13 protein-coding genes are annotated in these 13499 nt (G+C 65.2%); 5 read left to right on the top strand and 8 right to left on the bottom strand.

The window, feature by feature from the left end:
* The first annotated feature begins 73 nt into the window (after positions 1-73).
* From NCR34_RS02750 to proC, 5 genes are all read left to right on the top strand, one after another.
* Complete coding sequence (locus NCR34_RS02750) at positions 74-1639, top strand: FAD-linked oxidase C-terminal domain-containing protein (RefSeq protein ID WP_241269821.1); 1566 nt, start codon at positions 74-76, stop codon at positions 1637-1639.
* Between the two features lie 132 nt (positions 1640-1771).
* Entirely contained in the window at positions 1772-2860 is a 1089-nt protein-coding gene (glcE, locus tag NCR34_RS02745) for a glycolate oxidase subunit GlcE (protein ID WP_206467544.1), read from the top strand.
* A gap of 19 nt (positions 2861-2879) precedes the next feature.
* Positions 2880-4106 carry a glycolate oxidase subunit GlcF gene (gene glcF / locus NCR34_RS02740; protein ID WP_248321220.1) on the top strand — a complete coding sequence of 409 codons (1227 nt, stop codon included), beginning with the start codon at positions 2880-2882 and terminating at the stop codon, positions 4104-4106.
* A 45-nt stretch (positions 4107-4151) separates the two neighbouring features.
* Positions 4152-4847, top strand: a complete 696-nt coding sequence (locus tag NCR34_RS02735; protein ID WP_248321218.1) for a YggS family pyridoxal phosphate-dependent enzyme — start codon at positions 4152-4154, stop codon at positions 4845-4847.
* Positions 4848-4860: 13 nt separating this feature from the next.
* The gene (gene proC, locus NCR34_RS02730) at positions 4861-5673 is read left to right on the top strand and encodes a pyrroline-5-carboxylate reductase (RefSeq protein ID WP_248321217.1); all 813 of its coding nucleotides are present in this window, start codon (positions 4861-4863) and stop codon (positions 5671-5673) included.
* A gap of 100 nt (positions 5674-5773) precedes the next feature.
* On the opposite strand, the gene NCR34_RS02725 is transcribed toward proC, so the two are convergent.
* From NCR34_RS02725 to recG, 8 genes are all read right to left on the bottom strand, one after another.
* Positions 5774-5923, bottom strand: coding sequence for a hypothetical protein (locus tag NCR34_RS02725; protein WP_250499029.1), 150 nt, complete (start codon positions 5921-5923; stop codon positions 5774-5776).
* Between the two features lie 37 nt (positions 5924-5960).
* Positions 5961-6821, bottom strand: coding sequence for a 4-hydroxybenzoate octaprenyltransferase (gene ubiA, locus NCR34_RS02720; RefSeq protein WP_248321214.1), 861 nt, complete (start codon positions 6819-6821; stop codon positions 5961-5963).
* A 116-nt stretch (positions 6822-6937) separates the two neighbouring features.
* On the bottom strand, positions 6938-7426 hold the full coding sequence (locus NCR34_RS02715; RefSeq protein WP_175939482.1) for a Dps family protein: 489 nt from the start codon (positions 7424-7426) through the stop codon (positions 6938-6940).
* Positions 7427-7592: 166 nt separating this feature from the next.
* Entirely contained in the window at positions 7593-7757 is a 165-nt protein-coding gene (locus NCR34_RS02710) for a hypothetical protein (RefSeq protein WP_175939481.1), read from the bottom strand.
* A gap of 53 nt (positions 7758-7810) precedes the next feature.
* Positions 7811-9301, bottom strand: coding sequence for a catalase (locus NCR34_RS02705; protein WP_248321213.1), 1491 nt, complete (start codon positions 9299-9301; stop codon positions 7811-7813).
* Positions 9302-9609: 308 nt separating this feature from the next.
* The gene (locus NCR34_RS02700; protein ID WP_248321211.1) at positions 9610-9981 is read right to left on the bottom strand and encodes a DUF805 domain-containing protein; all 372 of its coding nucleotides are present in this window, start codon (positions 9979-9981) and stop codon (positions 9610-9612) included.
* 201 nt (positions 9982-10182) lie between these two features.
* Positions 10183-11142, bottom strand: a complete 960-nt coding sequence (locus NCR34_RS02695) for a hydrogen peroxide-inducible genes activator (RefSeq protein ID WP_175939478.1) — start codon at positions 11140-11142, stop codon at positions 10183-10185.
* A 150-nt stretch (positions 11143-11292) separates the two neighbouring features.
* Positions 11293-13491: an ATP-dependent DNA helicase RecG gene (gene recG / locus NCR34_RS02690; protein ID WP_250499028.1), complete on the bottom strand. Its 2199-nt coding sequence runs from the start codon at positions 13489-13491 to the stop codon at positions 11293-11295.
* Between the last annotated feature and the right edge of the window lie 8 nt (positions 13492-13499).

Below are 13499 nucleotides of genomic sequence, written 5' to 3'. Positions count from 1 at the left end.
GCAACATGGGGTGTCGCCGCGTCAGAGACTTTTATCGAATACGCGCCGTCATGTTCAGGCGCCGGGAGGAGACATGAACGCACCCGACGAACTCAAGCCCGAGTTCTCCGACGCCGCCGCGCCGGAATTCTCGCCGAATCTGCCGCACGAGGACGCGCCCGCGCTCACGGAAGAACAGCTCGCCGAGCGCCAGCGCGAAGTCGTGCAGGCGCTGATGGCCGTGCTGCCCACGCATTGCCTGCTGTTTCGCGATGAGGACACGTCCGTCTACGAATGCGACGGTCTCGCCGCCTACCGGCGCCTGCCGCTCGCGGTCGTGCTGCCCGAGACGGAAGCGCAGGTCCAGCGCGTCGTGCAGATCTGCGCGCGGCTCGGCGTGCCGATCGTGCCGCGCGGCGCGGGCACCGGGCTCTCCGGCGGCGCCATGCCGATTCGCCACGGCATCGTGCTGTCGCTCGCGCGCTTTCGGCGCATCATCGAAGTGGATTCGTACGCGCGCACGGCCACCGTGCAGCCCGGCGTGCGCAATCTCGCCATCTCGGAAGCCGCCGCGCCTTACGGGCTGTACTACGCGCCGGACCCGTCGTCGCAGATCGCCTGCACCATCGGCGGCAACGTCTCCGAGAATTCAGGCGGCGTGCACTGCCTGAAATACGGCCTTACCGTGCATAACGTGCTGCGCGTGCGCGCCGTGACGATGGAAGGCGATATCGTCGAATTCGGCTCGCTCGCGCCGGATGCGCCGGGGCTGGATCTGCTCGCGGTGCTGATCGGCAGCGAAGGCATGTTCGCCGTCGTCACCGAGGTCACCGTCAAGCTGATTCCGAAGCCGCAGACCGCGCAGGTCATCATGGCGAGCTTCGACGACGTGGTCAAAGGCGGCAACGCGGTGGCGGCGATCATCGCGGCGGGCATCATCCCGGCCGGCCTCGAAATGATGGACAAGCCCGCGACGCGCGCTGTCGAGGAGTTCGTCAAGGCCGGCTACGATCTCGACGCAGCCGCCATTCTGCTGTGCGAATCCGACGGCACGTACGACGAAGTCGCCGAGGAAATCGTCCGCATGACCGCCGTGCTGCGCGAGCATGGCGCGACGCGCATTCAGATTTCACGTTCCGAAGCCGAGCGGCTCAAGTTCTGGTCCGGCCGCAAGAACGCGTTTCCCGCTGCGGGCCGCATTTCGCCCGACTATTACTGCATGGACGGCACGGTGCCGCGCCGCGCCATCGGACCGCTGCTCGCGCGCATCGAAGAGATGGAGAAGAAGTACGCGCTCCGCTGCATCAACGTGTTCCATGCGGGCGACGGCAACATGCATCCGCTGATTCTCTTCAACGGCAACGATCTCGACGAATGGCATCGGGCGGAAGCGTTCGGTTCCGACATTCTCGAAACCTGCGTGGAGCTCGGCGGCACGGTGACGGGCGAACATGGCGTGGGCATCGAGAAGATCAATTCGATGTGCGTGCAGTTTTCGCCGGAAGAGCGCGACGCGTTTCACGCGGTCAAGCGCGCGTTCGATCCGCTGCGCCTGCTCAATCCCGACAAGGCCATTCCCACGCGCGCGCGCTGCGCCGAGTACGGCAAGATGCACATTCGCGGCGGCCTCCTGCCGCATCCCGAACTGCCGCGCTTCTGATCGGCCGCCGCGCTCGCCGCGCGTTTCGCTATCCACGTTTGTCCGGGTACGGCTGCGTTAAGCGGCCGGTACAATCGACCGGACAGGCGTAGCGCAAGCCATACGAAAAGCGGATCACAAGAGCGGGACACCATGGAACAGGACGACATCGTCGCCGCCTGGTCGGAGCGGATCGCCCGGGCCAGCGAGACCGGCGCGCCGCTGCGCATTCGCGGCGGCGGCACGAAAGACTGGTACGGCCAGACGCTCCAGGGAGAGATTCTCGACACGCGCGCCTATCGCGGGATCATTTCGTACGATCCGGCGGAACTGGTCATCACCGCGAAAAGCGGAACGCCCCTTGCTGAAATCGAGGCTGCGTTAAGAGAACATGGCCAGATGCTGCCTTTCGAGCCTCCTCACTTCGGCCGCAATGCGACGCTCGGCGGCTGCATCGCGGCGGGTCTTGCCGGACCGCGCCGCGCGTGGACCGGCGCGGCGCGCGATTTCGTGCTCGGCGCGGCCGTGATGAACGGACGCGGGCAAGTGCTGCGCTTCGGCGGGCAAGTGGTGAAGAACGTCGCGGGCTACGACGTCGCGCGGCTGCTCGCGGGATCGCTCGGCACGCTGGGGCTGATTCTCGAATTGTCGGTGAAGGTGCTGCCGCGACCCGTCGCGGAAGCCACGCTCAAATTCGACATGCACGCCACCGACGGCGTGCGCAAGCTCAATGAATGGGGCGGCCACCCGTTGCCGATCAGCGGCAGCGCGTGGCGCGACGGCACGCTCGCGCTGCGTCTGGCGGGCGCGGAAGCGGCCGTGAAGACCGCGCGCAATTCGCTCGGTGGCGAAGTGGTGGATGCGGTCGAGGCCGACCGCTTCTGGATCGGCCTGCGCGAACAGACGGACCCGTTCTTCGCCGTGATCGAACCGCGCTCGGCGCTCTGGCGACTCGCGCTGCCGTCGATTGCGGAGCCGCTGCATCTGCCGGGCGCGCAACTCATGGAATGGGGCGGCGCGCAACGCTGGTGGATCACCGACACCGATCCGCAGACCGTGCGCATCAGCGCGAAGCAGGCCGGCGGCCACGCGACGATCTTTCGCGCGGGCTCGGCCTACGACCGCAACGCGGGCGTGTTCACGCCGCTGCCCGCGCCGCTCATGAAGATTCACCGCGGGTTGAAGGCCGCGTTCGATCCGGCGCGCATCTTCAACCGCGCCCGGCTTTATCCCGATTTTTAGGCGAACCGAGCAACACGCAATGCAAACCAATCTCGCCGATTTCATCCGCGGCACCGCCGATGGCGACGAAGCCGACGCGATTCTCCGCAAGTGCGTCCACTGCGGCTTCTGCACGGCGACTTGCCCGACGTATCAACTGCTCGGCGACGAACTCGACGGACCGCGCGGGCGCATCTATCTGATGAAGCAGATGTTCGAGGGCGCGCCCGCCACGCGCAGCACGCAGACGCATTTGGACCGGTGCCTCACGTGCCGCAACTGCGAGACCACGTGCCCGTCGGGCGTGCAGTACGGCAAACTCGTCGAGATCGGCCGCAAGGTCGTCGAGCAGAAGGTCGAGCGGCCGATGCGTCAGCGCATCCAGCGCCGCTTTCTTGCGAGCTTCCTGCCGAACAGCACGCTCTTCACGCCCGCGATGAAGCTCGGGCAGCAAGTGCGCGGCGTGCTTCCGCGCAAGCTGCGCGCGAAGATTCCGGTGCCCGAGAAGCCGCTCGCGCCGCCCACGCGCAAGCACGCGCGCAAGATGCTGATGCTCGCCGGCTGCGTGCAGCCCGCGATGATGCCGAACGTCAACACGGCGACGGCGCGCGTTTTCGATGCGCTCGGCATCGAGATCGTGACCGCGCCGAGCGCCGGCTGCTGCGGCGCGATTCGTCTGCATCTCGGCTATAACGATGACGCGCTCGACGACGTGCGCAACAACATCGACGCGTGGTGGCCGTATGTCGAAAGCGGCGTCGAGGCGATCGTGATGAACGCGTCGGGCTGCGGCGCGACGGTCAAGGAGTACGCGCACCTGCTGCGCAACGATCCGATGTATGCGGACAAGGCGCGGCGCATCGTCGACTTGACGCGCGATCTGGCCGAAATTCTGCCGGCGTTCGAAGAAGAACTCGTCGCACTGGCGCGGCGGCGTGCGGTGCATACCGTGGCATTCCATCCGCCGTGCACGTTGCAGCACGGGCAGCAGATTCGCGGGCGCGTCGAGCATCTTCTGACGGCGCTCGGTCTCGAAGTGCGCCTGCCCGCGGACGCGCACATGTGCTGCGGATCGGCCGGAACGTATTCGGTGCTGCAGCCGAAAATGGCTTACGCGCTGCGCAACCAGAAGCTCGACCGGCTGGAAAAGACCGAGCCGCAGATGATCGTGTCGGCGAACGTCGGCTGCATCGCGCATCTGCAAAGCGGCACATCCACGCCGGTGACGCACTGGATTCAGCTTCTGGAGCATCTGCTGTACGGCTAGGCGGATTCGTATAATGGCCCGATCCGCCATGAATGTCGCTCGCGCATGTCCATCGCTCAACATCTAGAAGAAGTCCGTCAACGGATCGCGCAGGCCGCCGAACGCGCGTCGCGCGATCCGGCGTCCGTCACGCTGCTCGCCGTATCCAAGACCTTCCCCGCCGACGACGTGCGCGCCGCCTTCGATGCCGGCCAGCGGGCGTTCGGCGAGAACTACGTGCAGGAAGGCATCGCGAAGATCGCGGCGCTCGCAGACTTGCGCCGCGAGATCGAATGGCATTTCATCGGGCCGCTGCAATCGAACAAGACGAAGCTCGTCGCGGAGCAGTTCGACTGGGTGCATTCCATCGACCGCCTGAAAATTGCGGAGCGCCTTTCCGCGCAGCGTCCCGAAGGCGCGACGCCGCTCAACGTGTGCGTGCAGGTGAACGTGAGCGGCGAGGCATCCAAAAGCGGCGTCGAGCCGCATGACGCCGCGGCGCTCGCGCATGCGGTGGCCAAGCTGCCCGGCCTGCGTCTGCGCGGGCTGATGTCGATTCCCGAGCCCGCCGACACGCTCGACGCCCAGCGCGCGCCGCACGCGCGCCTGCGCGATCTGATGGGTACGCTGCGCGCCGACGGCCTCGAACTCGACACGCTTTCGATGGGCATGTCCGCCGATCTCGAAGCCGCCGTGCTCGAAGGCGCGACCATCGTGCGCATCGGCACCGCGATCTTCGGCAAGCGCACTTACACCCACTGACTCATCACTCACCATGAAAATCGCATTCATCGGCGGCGGCAACATGGCCGCGGCGCTCATCGGCGGTCTCATCAAGCGCGGCGTCGCGCCTGCGGATATCTACGCCATCGACATCAACGACGAAGCGCGCGCGCGCACCGCGAAGCAATTCGGCATCGAGACGGGCGCGGCCATCGACGCGAAGCTCGCGGGCTACGACGCCATCCTGCTCGCCGTGAAACCGCAGGTGCTCAAAGGCGTCGCCGAGGCGCTCGCGCCGCATCTCGCGCGGCAGACGGTCATCAGCATCGCGGCGGGCATCCGCGCGGCGGACCTCTCGCGGTGGCTCGGCGGCTACGCGAACGTGGTGCGCACCATGCCGAACACGCCCGCGCTCATCGGCATGGGCGTAACGGGGCTCGCCGCATTGCCGGGCGTGAGCGACGAGGCGAAGGCGCTTGCATCGCAAGTGCTGGAAGCGGTCGGCGCGACCGTCTGGTTCGACGACGAAGCGAAGATCGACGCCGTCACCGCCATCTCGGGCAGCGGTCCGGCGTACGTGTTCTATTTCATCGAAGCGATGCAGGAAGCGGCGCGCGCCCTCGGCATGGACGATGAGCAAGGCCGCGCGCTCGCGGTCGCGACGTTCACGGGCGCGGCGCAACTCGCGGCGCAGTCGAGCGAACCGGCGAGCGTGCTGCGCGAGCGCGTGACATCGAAGGGCGGCACGACGGCGGCCGCGCTCGCCTCATTCGATGCGCAAGGCGTGAAGGACGCGATCGTGCGCGGCGCGCTGGCGGCACAAGCGCGGGCCAAGGAAATGGGGGATGAATTCGGCGCGGCTTGAGGCTCTTGAAAGCGCAGATATGACGTGGCGCGCGCGGGTTATTCGATGAAAAACCTCTTGCCGCGCTGCGCGATATGCCTCAACAGCGGGTCACGTGCGTTCAACGCGAGCAGAACGTCCGATTGAGTTTCTCGTCGTTCTTGAACACTTCGACGAGCATGACGGGCGCGCACCGCTCGATGGTTTCCTTCGCGCCCCGAAGCACGTCCAGTCCGATTGCCTTCCATGTCGAGCTTGATGAGATCGACACGATCGAGCATCAATGAATCGCCACGCGCCGCGCACTCTCAGCCTGCCAGCGCGTACTGAAGCGCAATCCCCGCGAACAACACGCCGCCCAGCCAATTGTTGTGCTTGAACGCGGCGAAGCACGCCATGCGCTCGCGATTTCGGATAAGCGTGTAGTGATACCCCGCGCAGCCGGCCGCGCCCAGCCAGCCGAGCCAGTACGGCCAGCCGAAGTGCAGCGCGACGCCGATGCCCGCATACACCGCGAGCGTCGCGGCGTAGCACAGCATCACGGCGAGCACGTCGTACCGGCCGAACGTGAGCGCGGACGTGCGAATGCCGATCTTGATGTCGTCGTCGCGATCGACCATCGCGTATTCGGTGTCGTACGCCACCGACCAGAACACGTTGGCCGCGAGCATGATCCACGCGAGCATCGGCACATGATCCTGCACGGCGGCGAACGCCATCGGAATGCCGAAGCCGAACGCGATGCCCAGATACGCCTGCGGAATCGCGAAGAATCGCTTGGTGAACGGATACGTGCCCGCGACGAACAGCGCGAAAACCGACAGTTCCTTCGTGAGCGCGTTGAGCGGCAGAATGAGCAGGAACGCGACGAGCGACAGCGCCGCCGCGAGCGCCACCGCTTCCCACGCGCGAATCTTGCCCGACGTGATCGGCCGCTCGGCGGTGCGCTTCACGTAGCGGTCGAAATCGCGGTCGGCGTAATCGTTGATCGCGCAACCCGCCGAGCGCATCAGGAGCGTGCCGATCGCGAAGATCACGATCAGCATCAGCGATGGCCGGCCATCCGACGCGATCCATAACGCGTTGAGCGTCGGCCACAAAAGCAGCAGGCTGCCGATGGGCTTGTCCAGGCGCACGAGGCGCATATAGAGCGGGAGACGGGCGAGCATGGAAGGCGGCCGGAACGGAAGAGCAGATATTTTAGTCCAGCGCTGCGCGCCGCTCTGAAAAGCAAAAACCCGTGCAGTACATCGCACGGGTTTCCTGAACGGACAAGAGAAGCGCTTTACGCGAGCATCGAGCGCAGCATCCACGCGGTCTTTTCATGCGTCTGCATGCGCTGCGTCAGCAGGTCGGCGGTCGGCTCGTCGTTGGCGGCTTCGGTCGCCGGGAAAATCTCGCGCGCCGTGCGCACCACCGCTTCCTGACCTTCCACCAGTTGGCGGATCATGTCTTCGGCGTCGGGCACGCCTTCGGCTTCCGGAATCGACGAGAGCTTCGCGAAGTCGCGATAGCTGCCCGGCGCGTGCACGCCGAGGGCGCGAATGCGTTCCGCGATCGAATCGACGGCCGTCGCCAGTTCCGTGTATTGCGTCTCGAACATCAGGTGCAGCGTGTTGAACATCGGCCCCGTGACGTTCCAGTGGAAATTGTGCGTCTTCAGGTAGAGCGTGTAGGTGTCCGCGAGCAGCCGCGACAGCCCGTCGGCGATCCGCTTGCGGTCTTTGTCGTTGATGCCGATGTTGACGGCAGGTGCAATGCCTTTTTTCGCCATGATGACTCCGTGAAAGAGTGATTCGAACGTGGTGCGCCGCGCGTGACGCATTGTTTCGCCGCGCGGCGTTTCGAGCGATCGACAGTGTATCTTAGAAACGCGGCGGTTTCCTTGTGCAGCAAGGCTTCGCGGCGCTCATGCCGCGCGCTGCGCAAGGCGGATGACGTCAGGCGAACCCGCCCGCGCCATGCAGCGCGCTCGCGACGACGAGTCCGTACGCCGCCGCCACGATTCCGAAAGCAACTGCGACGCGCGCACCGCGCGTTGCCCGGCGGCTCGTCGCTTCCAGGCGATCCACCGCCTGGCCGATGATGTTCAGTGTCTGGGTCATGATCTTGCTCCTGCGTTCCCGTTCGACCGTTGCCGCCGCGCCTTTCACGCGAGTCACACAGCGGCCGTATCTTCCTCGTCGATGTCCTTGTTCGCGTCGACCCGCTGCCCGATGCGGGCGAGCGCATCGACGACGCCTTGCGCATAGGCCGGATCGGCGCGGCGGAAGTGCTCGATCTGCCGCGCGATGATCTCGTTCGGCACGCCGTGAATGTGCCGCGCGATGTTGCCGAAGAGCCGCTCGCGCTGCCCGTCATCGAACAGGCGGAAGAGCGCGCCCGGCTGGCTGTAGTAGTCCTCGTCCTCGCGATGATCGTAGCGATCGACCGCGCCCGCCGCGAGCGGCGGCTCGTTCACGCTCGGGTCCTGGCTGAAGTCGCCGAAGCGGTTCGGCTCGTAGTTCACGCGGCCACCGAGATTGCCGTCGACGCGCATTGCGCCATCGCGATGAAACGGATTCGCCACCGGCGTGCGCGGCGCGTTCACCGGAATCTGATGGTGATTGATGCCGAGGCGATAGCGTTGCGTGTCGCCGTACGAGAAAAGCCGCCCTTGCAACAGCCGGTCCGGCGAAAAGCCGATGCCCGGCACGACGTTCGCCGGCGTGAAAGCCGACTGCTCGACCTCCGCGAAGTAGTTCTGCGCGTTGCGGTTCAGCTCGATCACGCCCACATCGATGAGCGGATAGTCCTTGTGCGGCCACACCTTCGTGATGTCGAACGGGTTGAAGCGGTAAGTCGCCGCGTCCGCTTCCGGCATGATCTGCACGCGGAAATTCCAGCGCGGGAAGTTGCCCCGGTCGATATTCTCGACGAGATCGCGCTGCGCGCTTTCGCGGTCGGCGGCGATCACGGCGGCGGCTTCGGCATCCGTGAAGTTTTCGAGCGGCTGTTGCGACTTGAAGTGGAACTTCACGTAGAAGCGCTCGTTATTCGCGTTGATGAACGAGAAGGTGTGCGAACCGAAGCCGTGCATCTGCCGATAATTCTTCGGAATGCCGCGATCGCTCATCAAAATGGTCACCTGGTGCAGCGATTCCGGATGACGCGACCAGAAATCCCACGCCGCCACGTTGCTGCGCAGGTTGGTGTACGGATCGCGCTTTTGCGTATGGATGAAGTCGGGAAACTTGAGCGGATCGCGAATGAAAAACACCGGCGTGTTATTGCCGACCACGTCCCAGTTGCCCTCTTCCGTATAGAACTTGATGGAAAAGCCGCGCACGTCGCGCTCGGCATCGGCCGCGCCGCGCTCGCCGGCCACCGTCGAAAAGCGCATGAAAATGGGCGTTTCCTTGCCGATTTCGTTGAAGAGCTTCGCCTTCGTGTAGCGGGAAATGTCGTGCGTCACGCGCAACGTGCCGAACGCGCCCGAGCCCTTCGCATGCACGCGGCGCTCGGGAATCACTTCGCGGTCGAAGTGCGCGAGCTTCTCGATGAGCCAGAAATCCTGCAGCGTCACGGGGCCGCGCGGGCCGGCGGTCTGCGAGTTTTGGTTGTCTCCTACGGGCGCGCCGCTGGCGGTGGTGAGTCGTTGGGTCGTCATCGTGATACTCCGTGGTTTGTGTTGGCTTGGGATGAAGAAGGCGTCACGCAGTGCGGGCGAAGGCGGCGAGGACGTCGAGCGCGACGGCGCGCAGTTCGGACCATGGCGTCGCTGCCGAAGCGGCGCGGGATGCGGCGGGCTGGCGGGATGTCATCGCTCTGTTCCTCGTGTCTTGTCAGAGCCGGGCGGCTCTCTGGGAACAGAGCTTATCAAAGCTATCGGATTTCGCTATTCGATTAATTTTATTTATCCGATAGGCGGGTGGCGCGGATGGCGCGGATGGGACGGCGCATGGCGCCGTCCGGGTATCACGCGGCGTTAAGCGGATCGGAACCGTAGCGGTTCACGCCGTCCGTGCCGCGCGAACACGTCCAGATAAAGACCAGAATGCCGCCGACGATCGGCACGAACGCGACGAGATAAAACCACCCGGACCGGCCGGTGTCGTGCAGCCGTCGAACCGTGACTGCGAGACTCGGCACGAACAGCGCGAGAACCACGATCGAGACGAGCGAAATAACGGCTAGCGAATCTTCATTCATGCCCATCAGCACCATTGCAACGCCCGCGACGATGCCCGCGAAAAGCTGGAAGTACCAATATTCCGAACGGCGAGCACGGCCGTTGAAAGTAGCGAATTTTTCGATCAACGCCACGCGAACTGCTTCTGAAAAGCCCATTTTTATTCTCGTTCCTGTGTATGAGGCGCGACGGACATGCCGCGCCCGGACAAAAATTCTATGGCGCGAGAAACAGCATTTTTATCGCGATCGCGGCAATTGACCAAAAAACACAGAACCGCATAAAAGCTCGGCCGCAAATAACAAAACCGCGCCTCTTTCGAGCGCGCGGTTCAGATCAATCGAAAAGCAGAAGTCGGCTTAATTCACCGCCACCGGCATATCCAGCTTTTTAACGCCCGGTAAATCGCAAGCGGCAATGGCATCGGAGATGGCGTCGATTGCCGGCATCCGCGTGAAACTCTTTCGCCACGCGAGGACCACGCGCCGGTCCGGCACCGGTTCGTCGAACGGGACGTAGCTGAGCAAGCCGGAGTCGATGCCCGGCGCGTGCGGCTTCACTTCCATGACCGACATGCGCGGCAGCACCGTGATGCCGACGCCGCTCGCGACCATATGCCGAATCGTTTCCAGCGACGAGCCTTCGAACGTCTTCTGAATGCCGTCGGCGTTTTGCGAGAAGCGCATCAGTTCCGGACAGACGCCGAGCACATGATCGCGGAAGCAATGACCGCTGCCGAGCAGCAGCATGGTTTCCTGCTTCAGATCGTCCGGGTCGATCTTGCTGCGGTTCTCCCACGCGTGGCCGGAAGGCATCGCCACGACGAACGGCTCGTCGTAGAGCGCGCGCACCATCAGCCCGGTTTCGGGAAACGGCAGCGCCATGATCGCGACGTCGATTTCGCCTTGCTTCAGAAGCTCGATCAGCTTGAGCGTGTAGTTTTCCTGCAGCATGAGCGGCATCTGCGGGACCGACTTGATCATCTGCTTGACGAGCGTCGGCAGCAGATACGGCCCGATGGTGTAGATGACGCCCAGACGCAGTGGCCCGACGAGCGGATCCTTGCCCTGCTTGGCGATTTCCTTGATGGCGAGCGTCTGTTCGAGCACGCGCTGCGCCTGCGTGACGATCTGCTCGCCGATCGGCGTGACGCTGACCTCGCTCGTGCCGCGCTCGAAGATCTGCACATTCAGCTCGTCTTCGAGCTTCTTGATTGCCACCGACAGCGTCGGCTGGCTGACGAAGCACGCCTCGGCGGCGCGGCCGAAGTGCCGCTCGCGCGCCACCGCGACGATGTACTTCAATTCAGTAAGCGTCATTGGGGACCAATGGAAGACATGGATTCAATAGGTTTGAGTTATACACCCGGGAATGCCGGTTCGACAACTCGTCGATGGCCGGCGCGCGCGGATGAAGCGCGAATCACTCGAATCAAATAGGGACCGACGAAACGCCGCCAAGTTCGCGGCCTATGCCTTCAGATACTGCTCGCGTGCGCCGAGCCAGCGGGCGAGATGCCGCTCGACGGCCTCCGGGAAGGCGTCGAGCATCTGTTGGGCCGCCTCGCGCGCAGTCTCGATCAGCCAGCCGTCCTGTTCCAGGCTCGCGAAGCGCAGCATGGCCTCGCCCGACTGACGCGCGCCCAGGAATTCGCCGGGCCCGCGTATTTCCAGATCGCGGCGCGCGATCTCGAAGCCGTCGGTGGTTTCGCGCATCGTCTGCAAACGAGCGCGCGCCGTCTGCGAGAGCGGATTCGAATACATCAGCACGCACACGGACGCCGCGCTGCCCCGCCCCACGCGCCCGCGCAACTGATGCAACTGCGCGAGGCCGAAGCGCTCGGCGTGCTCGATCACCATCAGCGACGCGTTCGGGACGTCCACGCCCACTTCGATCACGGTAGTCGCGACGAGCAACTGCACTTCGTTGCGCGAGAAGGCGTCCATGACGGCCGCTTTCTCGGCAGGCGCGAGCCGCCCGTGAACCAGCCCGACGCGCAATTCCGGCAGCGCGGCGACCAGCGTCTCGTACGTCTCGACGGCCGTCTGCAACTGCAAGGTTTCGCTTTCCTCGATCAGCGGACACACCCAGTAGACCTGCCGCCCGGTCAGCGCCGCCTCGCGCACGCGGCCGATGATCTCGTCGCGCCGGCCGTCCGAGACGACCTTGGTGAGAATCGGCGTGCGGCCCGGCGGCAATTCGTCGATGGTGGATACGTCGAGGTCCGCGTAGTACGTCATGGCGAGCGTGCGGGGAATGGGCGTCGCGGACATCATCAGCTGATGCGGCTGGAAGTCGCGCGCGCCATCGGACGCGTTCTGCGCCTTCGCCCGCAGCGCGAGCCGCTGCGCGACGCCGAAGCGATGCTGCTCGTCCACGATCACGAGGCCGAGACGCGCAAATTCCACCGTGTCCTGAATGATCGCGTGCGTGCCGATAACGAGTTGCGCCGTGCCGAGCGCCGCCGCCTCGCTCGCGGCGCGCTTTTCCTTCGCCTTCAGACTGCCCGCGAGCCACGCCACCGACACGCCGAGCGGTTCCAGCCAGCCGCGCAGCTTGCGCGCGTGCTGCTCGGCGAGGATTTCGGTCGGCGCCATCAGCGCGGCCTGATAACCGGCGTCGATGGCCTGCGCCGCCGCGAGCGCCGCCACGATGGTCTTGCCGCTGCCGACATCGCCCTGAAGCAGACGCTGCATCGGATGCGCGAGCGTCAGTTCGCCCGCGATTTCCGCGACCACTCGCTCCTGAGCGCCGGTCAGCCGGAACGGCAGCGCATGCAACAGACGCGCGACAAGGGAACCGGCATCGCTCGCGGTCCGGCGCGGCATCGCGGGCGCGGCGCGCGTGCGGCGCTCGGCGTGCGCGCGCTTGAGCGATAGCTGCTGCGCGAGCAATTCCTCGAACTTGATGCGCGTCCACGCCGGATGCGTGCCGTCGATGAGCGCGGTTTCGTCCGAATCCGCGCGCGGATGATGCAGCGTCTTCACCGCGTCGAGCAGGCCCGGTAGATTCAGCGGCGCGAGATGGGCGCGCGCCACCGGGTCCGGCAACAGCTCCGGCAAGGAGACGCGGGTGAGCGCGTTGTCGATGGCCTTGCGCAGATACGCCTGCGAGATGCCCGCCGTCGACGGATAAACGGGCGTGAGCGCCTGCGGCAGCGGCGTGTCGCCATCGACGGGGCGCACCGCCGGATGCACCATCTCCAGCCCGAAGAAGCCGCCTCGCACGTCGCCGCGCACGCGCAGCCGCGTGCCGATGGCCATTTGCTTGACTTGCGAGCCGTAGAAGTTGAGAAAACGCAGCGTGAGTTCGTCGCCGGCGTCGTCGTGAATCTTGACGAGCAACTGCCTTCGGGGCCGATACGCAATCTCGTTGTCGAACACGATGCCTTCGGTCTGCGCGATGTCGCCGGGAATCAGTTCTGCGATCGGCGTGAGCGAGGTTTCGTCCTCGTAGCGCATCGGCAGATGCAGCACGAGGTCGATGTCCGACTTGAGGCCGAGCTTCGCGAGCTTGTCCGCCGTCTTCACGACGGGCTTCGTCTTCTTGGCCGCGTCGTCGCCGGCTTTCGCGCGCTTGGCCGCCGGCGCGGCTGCGAGCGCGGCGCCAGGTTCGGCGCCGGAAAGCGCATCGGCCGGGGATGACAGGCGACGGTCGGACAAGGGCATCTAATCTC

Source organism: Caballeronia sp. GAWG1-5s-s (assembly GCF_023631445.1).
In the GTDB taxonomy this organism is placed as follows: domain Bacteria; phylum Pseudomonadota; class Gammaproteobacteria; order Burkholderiales; family Burkholderiaceae; genus Caballeronia.
This window is presented reverse-complemented; position numbering and strand designations above follow the sequence as displayed.

Excerpts from the sequence above, each read along its gene's own strand:
- NCR34_RS02750 (WP_241269821.1), top strand. The coding sequence starts at position 74 with ATGAACGCACCCGACGAACTCAAGCCCGAGTTCTCCGACGCCGCCGCG.
- glcE (WP_206467544.1), top strand. The coding sequence starts at position 1,772 with ATGGAACAGGACGACATCGTCGCCGCCTGGTCGGAGCGGATCGCCCGG.
- glcF (WP_248321220.1), top strand. The coding sequence starts at position 2,880 with ATGCAAACCAATCTCGCCGATTTCATCCGCGGCACCGCCGATGGCGAC.
- NCR34_RS02735 (WP_248321218.1), top strand. The coding sequence starts at position 4,152 with ATGTCCATCGCTCAACATCTAGAAGAAGTCCGTCAACGGATCGCGCAG.
- proC (WP_248321217.1), top strand. The coding sequence starts at position 4,861 with ATGAAAATCGCATTCATCGGCGGCGGCAACATGGCCGCGGCGCTCATC.
- ubiA (WP_248321214.1), bottom strand. The coding sequence starts at position 6,821 with ATGCTCGCCCGTCTCCCGCTCTATATGCGCCTCGTGCGCCTGGACAAG.
- NCR34_RS02715 (WP_175939482.1), bottom strand. The coding sequence starts at position 7,426 with ATGGCGAAAAAAGGCATTGCACCTGCCGTCAACATCGGCATCAACGAC.
- NCR34_RS02710 (WP_175939481.1), bottom strand. The coding sequence starts at position 7,757 with ATGACCCAGACACTGAACATCATCGGCCAGGCGGTGGATCGCCTGGAA.
- NCR34_RS02705 (WP_248321213.1), bottom strand. The coding sequence starts at position 9,301 with ATGACGACCCAACGACTCACCACCGCCAGCGGCGCGCCCGTAGGAGAC.
- NCR34_RS02700 (WP_248321211.1), bottom strand. The coding sequence starts at position 9,981 with ATGGGCTTTTCAGAAGCAGTTCGCGTGGCGTTGATCGAAAAATTCGCT.
- NCR34_RS02695 (WP_175939478.1), bottom strand. The coding sequence starts at position 11,142 with ATGACGCTTACTGAATTGAAGTACATCGTCGCGGTGGCGCGCGAGCGG.
- recG (WP_250499028.1), bottom strand. The coding sequence starts at position 13,491 with ATGCCCTTGTCCGACCGTCGCCTGTCATCCCCGGCCGATGCGCTTTCC.